The organism is Thalassobium sp. R2A62 (genome assembly GCF_000161835.1).
Taxonomy (GTDB): Bacteria; Pseudomonadota; Alphaproteobacteria; order Rhodobacterales; family Rhodobacteraceae; genus Thalassobium.
Map to the genome: position 1 here is coordinate 2,340,513 of NZ_GG697169.2, position 15,251 is coordinate 2,355,763.

A 15,251-nucleotide genomic window follows, 5' to 3' on the forward strand; every position below is an offset into this window, starting at 1 on the left:
GCTCACCCCCAGTCACTTACGGCCTTGACCTCCAGGAACTCCTCCAGCCCCCAGACACCGCCTTCACGACCCGTGCCGGATTGCTTCATCCCACCAAAAGGTGTTCCGGGCGCACCGAATTTGCCGTTCATCTCGACCATACCCGAGCGCAGCCCGCGCGCCAAGCGGCGTGCACGAGATTTGTCGGCGGTCTGGACATAGTTGGTCAACCCATAAGGCGTGTCGTTGGCCAGGGCGATTACCTCTTCTTCGCTATCGAAAGGCGTCATCGTCAGAACCGGGCCAAAGATTTCTTCCTTCCAGATCGTCATTTCCGGCGTGACATCGGCAAAGATCGTGGGGCGCACAAAGTGACCCCGGTTCAGCCCGTCAGGACGCTCCAACCCACCCGCGATCAACGTGGCGTGTTCGTCGATGCCGCGCTTGATCAGGTATTGGATCTTGTTGAACTGTGTTTCAGACACAACCGGGCCGATCTGGCGGCCTTCGATGTCCGCAGGTCCGACCTCTGTTTTCTCGGCGACGGCTCGGGCGGTTTCAATGGCCTGGTCGTAGATCGAGCGCTCCACCAGCATCCGCGTCGGCGCGTTGCAGGACTGGCCAGAGTTGTTGAAGCAATGACGCACACCGCGCGTGACGGCCTTTTCATCTGCATCGGCGAAGATGATGTTGGCCCCCTTGCCCCCCAGTTCCAGGCTGACGCGTTTCACGGTATCTGCCGCGGCCTTGCTGATCGCGACACCAGCGCGGGTCGACCCGGTGAAGCTGACCATGTTCACGTCCGGGTGCACGGTGAAATGCGCGCCAACACCTGCACCATCGCCGTTCACAAGATTGAACACACCGGGCGGGAAACCGGCCGCGTCGATCATCTCTGCCAGCAACACGGCGCTAAGCGGTGCCTGTTCGGCCGGTTTCAGCACCATAGTGCACCCTGCCGCCAGCGCTGGCGCCACCTTAAGCATCACCTGGTTCATCGGCCAGTTCCAGGGCGTGATCAGGGCGCAGACACCAACCGGCTCGTATAGGATCATGTCGCACGGCGCGTGGTCTCCCAAGGGGCGCTCGAAGGCGAAACCCTTTGCCGTGCGGATGGTGTTTTTCAGATGCCCCGCCCCGGCACCTACCTGCGCCGTCCTTGCCAATGCGATAGGTGCACCCATCTCAAAGCTGATGGCCTGCGCCATGTCTTCGGCTTGGCCCTTGTAGACCTCCATCAACCGCTCCAGTGCGGCGATCCGGTCCAAAGGGTCTGTTGCCGCCCAAGCCGGGAAGGCTGCCTTGGCTGCGGCGACGGCCGCGTCGGCATCAGCGACGCCACCCAAAGTGATCGTGGCGATCTTCTCTTCTGTGGACGGGTTCTCAACCGCCATTTCGCGCCCGTCGATCGAGGCGACCCATTGGCCGTTGATATAGTGTTTGGATGCATCCTGCATGGCGGTTCCTGTCAGTCAGAGTTAAGCATATTCCCCAGAGACGAAACGATCGCGGAGAACGAATTTCTGGATTTTGCCCGAGCCGGTCAGGGGGAAGTCCTCGACCTGCACCCAAACATTCGGGGTTTTCTGTGGCGACATGTTTGCGCGGCAATGAGCGTGCAACGCGGCCTTGTCGAGCGGTCCCGTGCCACGGATGAACGCGCCGATGACCTCGCCCCATTTCGGGTCTGGCAGGCCGACTACGGCGACCTCGGCGACGCCCGCGTGCTCCAACAGGCAGTTCTCGATCTCAGCGGGAAAATGGTTCTCGCCACCCCGTATGATCATTTCCTTGACGCGTCCCGTTACTGTGACGTAGCCGCGCGTATCCATCCGGCCCAGATCGCCGGTGTGCAGCCAACCCATCGCGTCGACAGTCTCGGACGTGGCCTTGGGGTTGTCGTTGTATTCCAGCATGACACAGGGGCCGCGCGCGCAAATCTCTCCGACCTCACCAATGGCAACGGCGAGGTTGTCATTGACGCTGCGGATCGAGACCTCGGTCTGAGCCACCGGCTGGCCAGCCGTGTTGCAGATGTCGTCGATACTGTCCGACAAGTGGTGTTGCGTGATCACCGGACAATGCTCAGTCTGGCCATAGAGCGTCGAAAACCCGGCCCCCATCAGGTTCTGCACCCGGCGCACCAATTCGGGGGCAACCATCGAACCGCCACAGCTGATCAGTTTCAGAGCTGACAGGTCGCGCGGGCGCTTTTCCTGCGCGTCGAGCAGCGCCACCACCATGGTTGGCACCCCAAGGATGATGTCCGCGCCGCTTGCTTCCAACTGATCCAGCACGATGTCCGGGTCAAAAAGGCTGATCAGCTCCATCCGGCAACCCGCCTGCAGGCAGCCAAGCGTGACCATGCCGCAGCCCGAGGTATGAAACATCGGCATGATGTTGACCCAAGTGGTTGCCTCGGTGACCCCGCAGCGACCCGCGTAGAAGCGCGCATTGTTGACCAGCCCGCGATGACTCAGCACCGCCCCTTTTGGAAACCCCGTGGTGCCGGACGTGTATTGGATCATCGCGGCGTCGCCCGAGGCCACATCGGGCAAAGCAAGCGGGCGGGCGCCTTCCGCGAATAGCGCGTCGCTTTTCATATCTGTGACTTCGCGCACCGATGGGATGCTCGCCGTGACCTCAGCCCCGATCCGACCCATGGGATTGCCGCGGAATTCCTCGACAAGGAACAGTGCAACCGCGCCGGATTGCTCCAGCACATAGGCCAGCTCCCGCGCCTGAAAGGCCGGGTTTGCGGTCACCAGCACCAGCCCGGACAGCGCGCAAGCATATTCCATCAGCACCCATTCGGGAATGTTAGGCGACCAGACTACCACCCGTTCACCGGGCGCAAACCGGGTGGAGAGCGCCATGGCCAGCCGCTCGGCATCGGCCAGCACTCCCGCATAGGTCCAGCGCCGCCCCTCGGATCCGTCCTGCCGGACTTCGACCAAGGCCTCGGCATCAGGCCGCGCCGCAGCCACATCTCGTAGCAGCCCACCAACGGTGATTTCGCAGCTTTCGGCATCATTCTGTGCCGGAAAGAGCGAGTTGGAAAGCGTTACGTTATACATGGTCATTCCGCTGCGATTGGGTTTGCCGGGATGTCCACCAACTTGCCGCGCGGGATCAGGCGGTCGGCGTCATACATTGGTAAGGTACAAAGTTCTCCGCTGCGGGTAGACCCATCGGCGCAGAGCACCTCTACCTTTGTTCCCGGACCCTGCGCGGGGTCGTCCATGCGCACGATGCAAACACCACAGCCCTGATAAGGCGAATAGCCCGAGGAACAGACAAGGCCGACCTCCTTGCCATCAATGGTCATGACGCGTCCAAGCTGAGCCACGCCGCCGGTGACCCGCATGCCCCAAGTGCGGCAGGACTTATCTGCGGCCTCTAGCGCCTTGCGGCCAACAAAGTCACGGTCGTCGAACTCGACAAACCCGCCAAGCCCTGCGTCGAACGGCATCGTCTCGGCTCCGAAATCCGAACCGGCATTGAGCAACCCGGCCTCGATCCGCCGCGCGCGAAACACCGGCGTTCCAGTCAGCAGGATGCCGAATGCCGCACCGACTTCCATGATCCGGTCGCCGATGGCAGGGATGTTGGTGTCCGGCAGCAGGTAGACTTCCCAGCCTAATTCATTGGTGAAGCCCGAGCGGCTGATCCAGCAGGTCTGCCCCGCGATGGAAACCTCAGCGCAATCGAAATAGCGGAAAGGATCGGGCATGGGGCCGTCCAGCACAGCGGCCAGCAATTCGAGTGACCGTGGACCCTGAATCTGGCTGACCCAGACATTGGGGTCGTGGATTTTCACATCAAGCCCCTCGGCATGTGCTTTGTACCAACTGAACAGGTCGCCGTCGGCCTGCGCCATCCAGAATCTGTCTTCCGCAAGCCGCAGCAGCACCCCATCGGTGATCATGCCGCCATCGTGATAGCAAGCAAACTGATAGGAGCAGCGCCCCGGTTTGACTTTGCTAACACTGCGAGTGAACACCTTGTTCAGCAGGGTTTCGGCATCTGGCCCGCTAATCTCGATTGGCAGTTCCCCGGTGTGGCGGAAAATGACGTTGGTGCGAACGGCCCAATACATCTCGTCATCCGTGGCCGTGTCGAGTTTTTCCGGCGTCAGGCGCGAGTTGTAGAGCGTGTATTCGGGATCATAGGGCAGTTCCATGTAGCTTAGCGGATGGGCAGGCATGGTGCGGGCCAATTCGCGCGGGCGCGCGCCCTGATTGGGGAGAGCCTTGGCGACGAAGCGGAAGTGGGAAAGGTCAGTTGTCATATTGTTCACCGTTCAGAGTTGTTAGACGCCTGCGGGTGATCGTCGACAAGGACAGATGGGTGCCACGCATTGGGTTGGTGATATTGGACCAACTGCGCTCAGCGCAAATCTAATGATTTGCACAAGTCGTTCGAAAAAATTAGACAATATTCATGCGCTTTCGTTCTTATGATGCCCTCAAGATCTTTGATGCCGTCGCCCGCACTCTGTCGATGACCAAGGCGGCGGACGAGGTGCATCAGTCGAAAGGGTCGATCAGTTACCAAATCAACAAGCTTGAAGCCGAGCTAGGCTTTCGTCTGTTCGAGCGCGCGCACGCAAAACTGAAGCTAACAGAAGAAGGGCGCAGATTGTGGCATGTGTCCCAAACGGCCATGAGCCAGATTGATCGTGAAATCGAAGACCTGCGCGGCACGGCCTCGGGTGCCGTGACCGTTGGCGCGCTGACCTACTTCTCTTCACGCTGGCTGTCGCCAAGGCTCACCCGCTTTTTTGAGGCCAATCCCGGTATCAGCCTGCGGATCGAACCGATCAATTCCGTCGACATGATGAGATCGGTCAAAGTCGACATGGCAATCCTCTGGGGAATTGACGGCTGGGTGGGTCACAAGAGCGAACTTCTTCTGTCCCTGCCTGCTGTGCCAACCGCCAGCCGTGCAGTTGCTGAGCAGGTAAGGCAGCTTGGATTGGCCGAAGCGGTCAGGCAGCTTCCGCTTTTGGGTGACAGCTCCGGCGATTCGGGGTGGAGGGCCTGGCACGCAGCAGCAGGTCTACCTTACGCCCCCAGCCGATCCAGCTTGACGATCCCGGACTCCAACAGCCGCGTTCAGGCGGTGGTGGATGGTCAGGGGATCGCCCTCTGGGATGATCTGGTAGCGCCAGAAATTGACGACGGTACGCTTGTCCGGTTGTCCGATGTCGGAGTTAAAGACGCAGGTTACCGTATTTTGTTCACGGAGCGGCCTATGTCTCAGAGCGCAGAGGCTTTCTTGGACTGGTTGCGGGCTGAAAATGATCGCAGCGAGCGGCAGGCTTGAAATTCTGCAGGTTTGCTGATCTTGAACGGCCGGTTTGGAGAAACCTGCTGCGTCGCCACGTGTTTCATACCACATTTGCGAAAGGTTTCTGCGTCCGCAATAGAGGCATAAGCAAAAGGCAGCAAAGTCCACAAAGCAGACCTCAGCCACTGACTCCCCGAAAGCCCGGTTTGGGACAAAGCCACAAACATCATCTCTAATCTGATAGATAAAAATCGGGACCGCTTTCGGGACCGCTCTTATATTTCAGACTGAAATTAGGTGTCTGTAATTAAACATAATTATATAAAGTTCGACGTCCTCTCCTGGGCACCACCAATCTCTTGGAACCCTTATTTGTATAGTTATTATGGGCGTACTTTGAGAAGTTTCGTACCAAATTAATCCAAGATTTCGTACCAAATAGGTTAGCAGAACCGAGGTGTATCCAGCACCACGCCGAGACGCCCAAACCAACATGGTGAACTGATTCACATAAGCCGAATAGAACCAGCGTTTGCCTAGCGCATAATACCCAAAATGTTGTTGTTACTTTCAAAGCGACCTGTCGCTGTTAAGTATTGCCAGCAAGCTTACAGGTTTCACAAACGTGTATACCCTCGCTCAGCAGTCTGTTTGGCGCTGTTAGGCACAACTTCAGGTAAAACTGAGTTAGCTCTTACAGATTAGACTTTTGACTTTTGTCTGCTCACCGCCAAGCACAAACTGATGCGTGTGAGTTTTCCCAGCAAGCACCATCTCGCCGCAAGGTACCAAGGCTCGTATGAGCATGAGTGGCGCCATTTGGGCCGGGCCACCAGCCATCGGCTGAGCCGTCAGCGTTGCGAAACACATAAGCGAACATACCATTGCTCAGAGATGTAATATCGAAGCTTCCATCGTTACCGTGTTCGTATACGTGTGGATGATAGTTACACGGTCCATCGACGTAGGTCTTGCCGTCCACCACCAAGCGGCAGGTAAACGCAGCAGCACCAGTTGCTGTGCTGGCAAGAAACAGAGTTAAAACTATGCAGAATTCTCTCATGTTAACCCTCTTTTCATGCTGAATCATACGAAACAATAACAAACATCTCAGTACCTATGCTTAGTCGGGATAACCCCACGCACCCTAACTCTGGGATCAACGACATCACCAACACGTCTTGGGATCAAGTGCCAATCTTCGCGTAATCTACGAGAATTCTGGTCGTCTGAGTGGCTCTAGCAGCTGTTGGCTAAGACCGAGACAAACAACCGTGCCAACCAAGTGCTTCTCGCAGTCATAGCCAAAGACTTGTCAGCTTGGTCAGATTTCGCTCTAGTGACTTTGATATAGCAGGAGATGAAGATGCACAAAGCAGCGGTCGCAGTGTTTTTTGGTTTTGTTTCACTTTCGGGGCCTGCAAACGCCCAAGACCTTAGGGGTTGGTGCTATCCTGCAGACGCATGTATGGGCGCACCCATTCCAATTGGTTCAGGTACTTATGAAACATGTGAAGAGACATGCACACTTACTAACCCCGTTGCGGTCCGAGACATGGAGGCGACCCTTTACGATGGAGTGTGCAGAGGAGATTGGATGCAGGGCGGATCCATAACAACTCGCGTTATGTTCATACAGCAATCATCAATTGAAACCCGTATGTTTTCAATAAGTGACTACTCAGTCACTGAGCTTGAACGATGCAACTAATGGAAAGAGCCAAGTTCGAATAAGCAATCGGCACAGGTTCAAGCAACCCTATGTACAAGTGTTTGGCACACCCTCGACGACCAAAGGTACTGCTAGGGGCGAAAAACTCTTGATCAGTTGGAAAAATCCAGCAATCCTCACTTCAAACAGCATACCACTTTGGGATTGTCAGATGAAACAAATTCTTTTTGCTCTGGCGTTTATGATGGCCTCGCCCGCTTCGGCGGATTCTGTCATTGGTCAATACGTGGCCTATATTGGGCACGACGATCTTTACAATTCAAACGGCGCACGGCTAAGCGAGCCATGGCAGATCCTGCGACAGGACCGCGCGAATTTTCACCGTTTTAACGTGTCGCAGCCCGGTGACGAGTGGGATTCTTTCTTCGGCAGTATCGGCAACCGCGCCATCATGGAGCGGATGGTGATGAACGGATATATCGACCCCAATGCGCGACGCAATCTGGTAAATGGCGGGGCAATGGTTGTGGTGCGAATCTATGGCAGCGGCAGCACAGGGCGCCGCGTTGAAGTAGACGTTTATAACTAGCTTTTTAGGCGCAGCAGATAGACGACGTAGGCGGGGAATTCCCGCAAGGTTGCCTTGGTTTGTGGCCAAATTCGCGCCCCTCGCAAAGAAGGTGCGGAGCCGGTCGCCTTCAACCCTGCGCGGCGTGCAACGAGGCAGGCGCGGGGGGCGTGATACCAGTCGGTGATGATCGTAACGCTGGAGGTATCCAGCAGAGGCAGCGCATTGGCGATGTTTTCGCCGGTTGTGGTAGATTGGTCTTCGAGGATAATGTCGGCGGTCGGGATGCCTTCGTTCTGCAGTAAGTGGGCCATGGCCTCTGCCTCTGACGGTGGGTGTTTGCCGAGGCCACCACAACAGATGATCCGGTCGATTTTGCCTGCGTGATAAAGAGCCGCGCCGTGGAGCGTCCGACGTTTCAATGTCGGAGAGGGGCCGTCGGCCCATACGGCCGCGCCAAGGATAAGGCCTGTTATCATAAGAGCAGCATCCAGCAGAGCTGGTGGGTTGGCAAGCCCTGCAAGGGAAAGGCCGTAAACACTAAGGTCGACAAGGCCATCGACAAGAGAACAGAGGCGTTGTGGGACATCTGGGGTAGATCACCACTGACTTATGGCGACCAAAAGATGTCAGTCGCGACGCGAACCTTTGGTGATAAAGCCCTCAAGAAGGGTGGTTGGTTTTATGGCCCATGGACAACCATGCCAAAGGCCCAGCGCCTTCAATGCACCATCGATGACAGGCAAGTTGCTGAGGTGGATATAACAGCTAGTCACCCAACACTTCTTATGTCCATCTCAGGCAAAGCACCCTTCCAAGTTGAGTTTACTGATCCGTATCAAATACCAAGTCTGGATGGCATCGACAGGGGTGAGATCAAGGCTGTTATCAACTCAGCCATCGGGGCGGGTAAGCCTGTTCAAACCCAGCAAACAAGACTGACTAGGGCAGAAGGGATCGGCAAAGAACGACTAGCTGATATTCGCAAGATTATAATCCCTACTTACAAGTGTCTGGAGGCCCTAAGAAAGAAGGATATGTAATCAATGGCTTAAGGTCTGTTGGTAGGCGATAGGGTCCCCCCAGAATCTCAGCGTAGATTTTGGCATGATCGGGTTTCCCCCTCGGAATCCAAGAGAAAAAAACCCTTCAGCCTATCCCATCAGCCCAAGACGCGCCTGCAGACACTCAGGTCACACTCACAAGATGAAGTCATCTGCTGTGAGATCATAAAGACCCGTCAAGGTGCCATTGCTAAATCAAATAAGTACGAAGGTGCTGAACCCGTTTTCTTCGAATCTACACGACAAACAACGGGTCAAACCGGCTCCAGCAGAAACGGACAGTTTCGTGGCTGATGTCGATGCCGCGCTCGTGCAACAGGTCTTACACATTTCGAAGTGAAAGTGGATAATGCAAATACATCATGACCGCCAAGCGGATGATTCCGCGAGACGTCTTGAATTACTTGAAAGGGTCGTGTTTTGTCATACGGTGACGCTAGTCGCCCGCCCTGCCCGTCTCAACCGGTTTTCTTCTGACAGCTCCCGTTTGGTGCCTAGAGCGCCGTTGACCGCTTTAAGGAGTTGTTCGCGTGCCACCGGCTTCATCAAATGAACGTCCTCTTCTTTGAGGCCGTTTCCTTTCAATACGGCATCGTTAGTATACCCCGACAGGAAGATGACGGGCAAATCCATATCGAAACTGCGCAAATGCCGCGCTAGAGAAGGCCCCTGAAGATCCCCAGGCATTACAATATCCGTGATCAGAAGGTCGATCGGCTTGAGCTCAAAAAATCGCCTTGCAGCGTCATCGCCGCTGGTAGCCTTAGTGACGTCATGCCCCTCCGCTTCAAGGGTCCGCACAATGATGTTCAGGACGTCCTCCTGGTCTTCGGCGACAAGTATGCGCGCTTTTGAGGCATGTGTGGTGGACTGCGCTTCCTGTTCAATCATAGTTCTTCCTTGCCCTTTGACTTGTGCAGGAAAGAACAGCTTAACGGTCGTGCCAATCCCAAATTCCGAATCGATAAGGACGTCACCGCAAGATTGGGTCATAAATCCGTGCACCATCGATAGGCCCAAACCGCTATTGGTGGTGAGACCCTTTGTGGAGAAGAACGGCTCAAATATCTTAGGCATCAAATCCGCGGGAATACCCTCGCCCGTATCACGCACTGCCAACATGACATAGCAGCCAGGTTCGAGACCAGTTTTCGCGAAATCGTCGGACCTCTTTTCGATCACCACGTTTTCTGTCTCAATCCTCAGGCATCCGCCATCCGGCATGGCATCCCGCGCGTTGATCACAAGATTCAGAAGTGCACTTTCCACGCCAGATACATCAGCCGTGATAGACCAAACATCAGGTGAGAAGGAAGTCTCAACCTTGATTGTCACGGGAATAGTCCTGGACATCCAAGTTTCCATACGTCCGACAAATTCGCCGAGCGAAATCTCCTGCGGGTTGAGGTCTGCACGCCGCGCGAAGTTAAGCATTGACCGGGTGAGAGCCGCCCCGCGGAACGAGGCTTGCTTTGCCTCTTCGATCAGTTCCAGCTTCTCACTGCCTTCGGTTAGATCCTCTAACAACTCCATGTTCCCCAGGATCACACTCAGCAGGTTGTTGAAGTCATGCGCGACGCCCCCTGTCATCTGGCCCACGGCCTCCAGTTTTTGGGCTTGCACAAGCTGCCGCTCCAACTTGGCACTCGACGCCTCAGCGCTCTTCTTTTCGGTCAGATCTATGATGCTCGCGCGGACAAGATCACGCGTGTGGTCAGGAAACAGATTCAGTGTAACCAGGCAAGGCACTTCGACGCCTTCGTTTGTCCGATGCGTCCATTCAAATATCAGCATTTCACCTTCGAGAGCCTTTTTGACATAGGACATTGCCGCTACGTCCGACCGCTGTCCATCCGGCTGGAACTCTGGGCTCAAATCTACAATACCGTATCCGGCAACAAGTGCTATTCTGGATAGGCCATAAAGCTTCTCCGCACTAGGATTTGCCTCCACGAATGTGCCTTTTTCGCCGTCCAGGATCAGAATCGCTTCGGTTGCGTGATCCACCAGCGAGCGATACCGTTCTTGCGCGCGCCCTCTCTCGTCCATCTCAACTCTCAGCATACGATTGGTTGCCTTAAGCTCCAAAGTCCGCTGCTCGACACGTCGTTCTAAATGAGCCGACAGTCTAAAAGAACTACCGACTTCACGCCAAGACTTAAACAATGAAAATGTAGCAAGACTAAGGAATGCAAGGATCAGGTACATGACAGACCTGTTTCGGACCGAAATCAGATCTAAGTGAATGGCATCATTCTCGGCGTCATAAGCAATGGCTTGCATGGCGACCGCATGGCTCAGGGTAACGAGCCGCCTGAGTTCGGATGTGATCGCGTTGGCACGCGCTTCGTCGCCTCTATTAAGGGTGACGAGTTCAGGCTCAATAGCGCTGAACACCTCGAGGGCTTCTTCGGCAAATTCAGGTGCGCCAGGAAGTGCGAGGTAAACATCGGTGCGCAAGTTTGGTGTTTGATGCGATAGTCGGCTCCAGGCTATGTCAAGCCGGATGATCAGCGAATCCGACGTAACGATCGGGTCGTCTTGAACGTACCGGTTTATGTGATCGACGACCTGCAGCAACTCGTAATCGAATTGCGCGGCATAGTATGTAAGGTTATTTCGGAATTGCGCCCTGTTGACGCGGACTTCTCCTGTCCCCGACGCCAGAATCGTCAATGAAGCCGTAACAATCGCGACCGCCAGCAGCAGCTGGAAACCAAGCAAAATCTTGTTCTTCTTAGTAAATTTTCCGCTCATGTTATTCCAGAAGCTCTAACGACTTGAGCTGCCAGATTGACCTAGAATAGTACACTTCGTTACGCAGTTCAGGGCGGTCGGACCATGGGTATATCAGCCAAAGCGGGCCTCTGTCGCGCACACTCATCAGGCGGCCATCTTTCCTCATCGCGACGATTACATCATAAGTATCGGCGTCCTCTACGGGAATCGTTACGGAATAGTCATTCAGCGCGGTGGCCACGACGGCACTGCCCCGCGCACGGACAGCATTCAGGATGTCACGAAGCCGCACTCCGGTGAAGGTTACCGCGCCTTCGCTCCATGGCGTCTCGGTGCGAAGGTCTATTGTCCCCAGTCTCTCCAATCCCGCTATATCAAAAGCAAAAGAGCGCTCGGGCGCACTTGCCATTAGGCGCTCAGACACATGAAGCACGATTGGGCTCTCAGGCGGAGATAGTGAACTTTCCTGCGCGATTACCCCCGATGCAAAGAATGAAGCAATTACACTAAGACAAAGAGCAATCCACCCCGCACCAAGCATATTTTTATTCATAGAATAAGCCTCCAGAAATCTGAATACTGCTGAATACTATCTACCTGAGATCAATTATAACCGTTAGTATATTTTTATATACTTTTGGATAGATTTTGAACCCGTAATTTGTCAGCCTGTGGGCCTGAGGATCGCGCAAGCTAAGAGTGTCGCTTAGGTCATCTGCTAGGTTCTAGTAGCCGTTGGTCAGTACCGCGACGAATAACCGTTCTCTCATCAGGAACATGATCAAGGTTGGATCATCTCTTACATCGATAGCCAAGTCTCTGAGCATCTCTGGGGAAAGTGTCCACCGCGTCAAAGCAGAGCTGGGGTTGTGATCGTGGCCCGATAGGGTGCCCTCAGATTCCCAACTTAGGATCGCAAGAGATCGGGTGTATCCCGTCACGGGCTTTGAGACAGAGCGGCAGTTTTGCTTAACGAGAGTTTTCGGTTCATCGTAATCCTTGAAAGGATACGAGATGAGAACGAAGACAGGGCCGAATAGATCGGCCGACAAAACACCCCATCCGGCTTCCCATCGCGGGAAGTTGGGCGGGAGTATCAGGCAAGGTTATTTTTGCTTTGTGGTTTGAGAGAGTGGAGGTCAGACGACAAAACTAGCGAGAAAATGGTCAGTAAAACCCCCAAAGCAGCCATTTGCTGCGAGCACTGCTAAGCGGACTTTGTTGCCATTGGCCAGCTAAAGGCCAACGGCTGTTTGTTGAGTTCCGACGTTACGCCTTGCCCTGAATTTCCTGCAAGGCAGCAGCCGTTTCGAGCACTGATTGCTTAAAGAGGATCGGCGTCCAGTTAAACAGATTACGTGTTTCAGAATTGTCCGCGCTCAGGTGCATTCCTAAAAGGCCGATCATGCCTTTGGCTTCGCGGTCGAACTTCGCCATTAAACGCAGCAAGAAATTCGGGGCGATGCGTGTACTTGGACCTTTGTAGCCCTCGTCCTTTAGGAGCTGGGCGGCACTTTGGAACCCGTTAGGTTGGGCGCTGGCCGCAATGATCCGTTTGCCTGTCGCCTCGGGCAGTGTCAGCGCCTGAACATGCAATTTAGCAACGTCCCGCACATCCACCATCGGAAAGGCTGTTTTTGGCACCATAGGCACTTTGCCCCTTAGCATTTGATCCAGCATCGACATGGACTGACCCGAGATATTGCGCCCCAATGGCGGGCCAAACACGCCACCGGGGGCGATGACGGTCAGTTCCATTGGGGTATCGCCGTCTTGTTCACTGATAAAATCCCATGCCGCCTTTTCGGCAAGTGTTTTGCTTTTGGTATAAGTGCTGACATCGGGTGCCGCGACATCTGTCCAGTGGCTTGGGCCAAATGTTCCAGTCTTCATACTGCCCATCATCGACAGAACCGAACTGGTTAGAACGACGCGCGTAACGCCCACCTTTTTCGCGGCACGCAGAGCGCGCAATGTGCCGTCCACAGCCGGTGAAATCATGTCCTGTGGGTTTTTGGGGTTCGCGATCACAAATGGCGAAGCCACGTGCATGACAAAATCACAACCTGCCGCCGCATCGTTCCAACCGCGGTCAGAGGCCAGGTCAAGCTCAACAATCGACAAGTTCGTGGTGTCCACAGAAGCGGCGGCAAGGGTTTCGCGCACCTCTTGTCCCTTCGCCTGACTGCGAACCGTTCCGCGCACGGCATACCCTGAGTCAAGCAATTCCTTCGCGCAGTGTAACCCGATATAGCCGGAGATACCGGTCAGAAGCGTGGTCTTCATGGTGTTTGTTCCTTGTGTTCGATGGCCCGACGGATTCGGGCTAGATTTTTTGATACTTAGCGGTATTTTATGTCTAGGTGCAATATAAAAATACCGACTGGTCCGATATGAACAACACTCAACCTCAAACGACCCGCGGCCGGCCAAAGACGCTCAATCGTGATCACGTTCTGCAGGTCGCGATGACAAGCTATTGGGGCGACGGACCAATGGCCGTTTCTATCAATGAAGTTTGTCGCCGAGCGGGGGTGTCCAAACCCGGCCTTTATCGGGAATTTGGAAATGAAGACGGCCTGAAAACCGCAGCACTTGAGAGCTACCGCGACTTGGTCCTTTCGCAACTTTTCGAAATTTTCGAAGCGGATCAGCCGTTTGAGGACGCCTTAGCGGCGCTGACGGGTCTGGTCCTTCAGGATCGTGTAGAAACAGGCCTTCCTACGGGCTGCCTGTTTGGGAAAATGCGCGCGTGCCGCAGCGAACTTGGCCCCAAAACCAATAGTGCGATTGATATGACGCGGGACACCGCACAGGATCGGATGCAAGACTGGATCAACCGCGCCAAACGCAACGGCCAATTGGATCTGCAGATATCGACCGCCACTGCCGCTCTTTATGTTGATGCCCAGATTGCAAGCGCAATAACGATGCAAGCCGAAAGCGTTGAAAAATCTGAAATCTCAGAATTTCTTCAGATCGCGTTCAGTGGCTTGAAGTGCTTTGGCTGAGCCAGCGAGCAGCACGATGGCGACCAAGTTAGGGCGCTTAAGGAGCCATTGGCATGTATAAACTATTCTACTCCCTAAAAAGCGCCTCTATGGGCATCCGCGTTCTGTTGGAAGAAATTGGTGCGCCCTACGAGCTCATTCAAACATCAGTAGAAAAGGATACGCCGCGCCCGCCGGAGCAGATTGCAGTGAATCCCAATGGCTGGGTTCCAGTTCTGATCTGGGAAAATGGAGCGATGTACGAAGCCGCGGCGATAACGATATTTCTGGGGGATCGTCACCCAAAGGCACAGTTGGCACCCACCATCGACGATCCATCGCGCGCAGTATTTCTTCAAACGTTGGTCTACTTTTCCAACTCGGTGCAAAACGCCTTTCAGCTTACCTATTACCCTGACCGATTTGTTGATGGTCCCAGGGATGAGCCGAGTGCGCAGCAGCGCGGAAACCGGAGACTAAGGGAGACTTGGGCGGTCATCGACACACAAATTGGCAATAAGGAATGGATTCTTGGCGATCAGTTCAGTGCAGCTGATATTTACCTCTTCATGCTGACCACCTGGCTGCGTGCAGCAAAGAGGCATCCCGCAATGGCCGAATTTCCGAGTGCTAAACGCATTGCGGATAAAGTTCTGCAAAGGCCAAGTGTACAGCGGGTCTATCAACCGTGGATAAAGAACCCAGAGTACTAGAAGCCAAAGGTAGATCAAAATGAAGAAATGATCCGTTAAAGAAGTTGGATCGGCAAAGGAGTGCATGACTTAGCCGTTCGGGGGTCGGCTCGTATTCACCAAAGCAGCCATTCATGCTTCTCACAGCATCGGTCATATTGGGCTCCACCAGAGCTTTGCCGTACTTAATGAAAATCGCTGACCATTTGCAAAGCAGACGTTCGCGCAATACGCTGCATTTGGCAAAGAGAGCCC

13 protein-coding genes and 1 pseudogene are annotated in these 15,251 nt (G+C 54.7%); 5 read left to right on the forward strand and 9 right to left on the reverse strand.

From position 1 onward, the window contains the following. Positions 1 to 2: 2 nt before the first annotated feature. The 3 genes from TR2A62_RS11640 to TR2A62_RS11650 are packed head-to-tail and all read right to left on the reverse strand — an operon-like array spanning position 3 to position 4,270. Positions 3 to 1,436, reverse strand: coding sequence for an aldehyde dehydrogenase family protein (locus TR2A62_RS11640; protein ID WP_009160333.1), 1,434 nt, complete (start codon positions 1,434 to 1,436; stop codon positions 3 to 5). 21 nt (positions 1,437 to 1,457) lie between these two features. Further along, positions 1,458 to 3,062, reverse strand: coding sequence for a class I adenylate-forming enzyme family protein (locus TR2A62_RS11645; protein ID WP_223296104.1), 1,605 nt, complete (start codon positions 3,060 to 3,062; stop codon positions 1,458 to 1,460). After that, the gene (locus TR2A62_RS11650) at positions 3,059 to 4,270 is read right to left on the reverse strand and encodes an aminomethyltransferase family protein (RefSeq protein ID WP_009160216.1); all 1,212 of its coding nucleotides are present in this window, start codon (positions 4,268 to 4,270) and stop codon (positions 3,059 to 3,061) included. Before TR2A62_RS11650 ends, TR2A62_RS11645 begins: the two co-directional genes overlap by 4 nt. Before the next feature lie 152 nt (positions 4,271 to 4,422). On the opposite strand from TR2A62_RS11650, the gene TR2A62_RS11655 reads away from it, so the two are divergent. Both TR2A62_RS11655 and TR2A62_RS11665 read left to right on the forward strand, forming a co-directional pair. Continuing rightward, positions 4,423 to 5,307: a LysR substrate-binding domain-containing protein gene (locus TR2A62_RS11655; RefSeq protein ID WP_009158639.1), complete on the forward strand. Its 885-nt coding sequence runs from the start codon at positions 4,423 to 4,425 to the stop codon at positions 5,305 to 5,307. A gap of 1,847 nt (positions 5,308 to 7,154) precedes the next feature. Further along, positions 7,155 to 7,532: a hypothetical protein gene (locus TR2A62_RS11665; protein ID WP_009159810.1), complete on the forward strand. Its 378-nt coding sequence runs from the start codon at positions 7,155 to 7,157 to the stop codon at positions 7,530 to 7,532. On the opposite strand, the gene TR2A62_RS11670 is transcribed toward TR2A62_RS11665, so the two are convergent. Further along, on the reverse strand, positions 7,529 to 7,990 hold the full coding sequence (locus TR2A62_RS11670) for a YdcF family protein (protein ID WP_009159215.1): 462 nt from the start codon (positions 7,988 to 7,990) through the stop codon (positions 7,529 to 7,531). The two genes, TR2A62_RS11665 and TR2A62_RS11670, sit on opposite strands and share 4 nt — an antisense overlap. A 147-nt stretch (positions 7,991 to 8,137) precedes the next feature. On the opposite strand from TR2A62_RS11670, the gene TR2A62_RS11675 reads away from it, so the two are divergent. Beyond that, positions 8,138 to 8,554, forward strand: a complete 417-nt coding sequence (locus TR2A62_RS11675) for a hypothetical protein (RefSeq protein ID WP_009157600.1) — start codon at positions 8,138 to 8,140, stop codon at positions 8,552 to 8,554. Positions 8,555 to 8,768: 214 nt separating this feature from the next. On the opposite strand, the pseudogene TR2A62_RS19155 reads toward TR2A62_RS11675, so the two are convergent. From TR2A62_RS19155 to TR2A62_RS11690, 5 genes and pseudogenes are all read right to left on the reverse strand, one after another. Next, a pseudogene (locus TR2A62_RS19155) lies at positions 8,769 to 8,957 on the reverse strand (IS6 family transposase); the annotation flags it as partial. Between the two features lie 41 nt (positions 8,958 to 8,998). Beyond that, positions 8,999 to 11,332: a response regulator gene (locus TR2A62_RS11680; RefSeq protein WP_009158005.1), complete on the reverse strand. Its 2,334-nt coding sequence runs from the start codon at positions 11,330 to 11,332 to the stop codon at positions 8,999 to 9,001. A 1-nt stretch (position 11,333) separates the two neighbouring features. Then, positions 11,334 to 11,867, reverse strand: coding sequence for a molybdopterin-dependent oxidoreductase (locus TR2A62_RS11685; RefSeq protein WP_009159052.1), 534 nt, complete (start codon positions 11,865 to 11,867; stop codon positions 11,334 to 11,336). 172 nt (positions 11,868 to 12,039) lie between these two features. After that, positions 12,040 to 12,255 (reverse strand): hypothetical protein, encoded by a 216-nt coding sequence (locus TR2A62_RS19160; RefSeq protein ID WP_223296105.1) that lies wholly within the window; start codon positions 12,253 to 12,255, stop codon positions 12,040 to 12,042. 328 nt (positions 12,256 to 12,583) lie between these two features. Beyond that, the gene (locus TR2A62_RS11690) at positions 12,584 to 13,600 is read right to left on the reverse strand and encodes an NAD-dependent epimerase/dehydratase family protein (RefSeq protein WP_040820676.1); all 1,017 of its coding nucleotides are present in this window, start codon (positions 13,598 to 13,600) and stop codon (positions 12,584 to 12,586) included. Positions 13,601 to 13,677: 77 nt separating this feature from the next. On the opposite strand from TR2A62_RS11690, the gene TR2A62_RS11695 reads away from it, so the two are divergent. Both TR2A62_RS11695 and TR2A62_RS11700 read left to right on the forward strand, forming a co-directional pair. Continuing rightward, positions 13,678 to 14,325, forward strand: a complete 648-nt coding sequence (locus tag TR2A62_RS11695) for a TetR/AcrR family transcriptional regulator (protein WP_223296106.1) — start codon at positions 13,678 to 13,680, stop codon at positions 14,323 to 14,325. 53 nt (positions 14,326 to 14,378) lie between these two features. Continuing rightward, positions 14,379 to 15,017, forward strand: a complete 639-nt coding sequence (locus TR2A62_RS11700) for a glutathione S-transferase family protein (protein WP_009160657.1) — start codon at positions 14,379 to 14,381, stop codon at positions 15,015 to 15,017. The last annotated feature ends 234 nt before the right edge of the window (positions 15,018 to 15,251 follow it).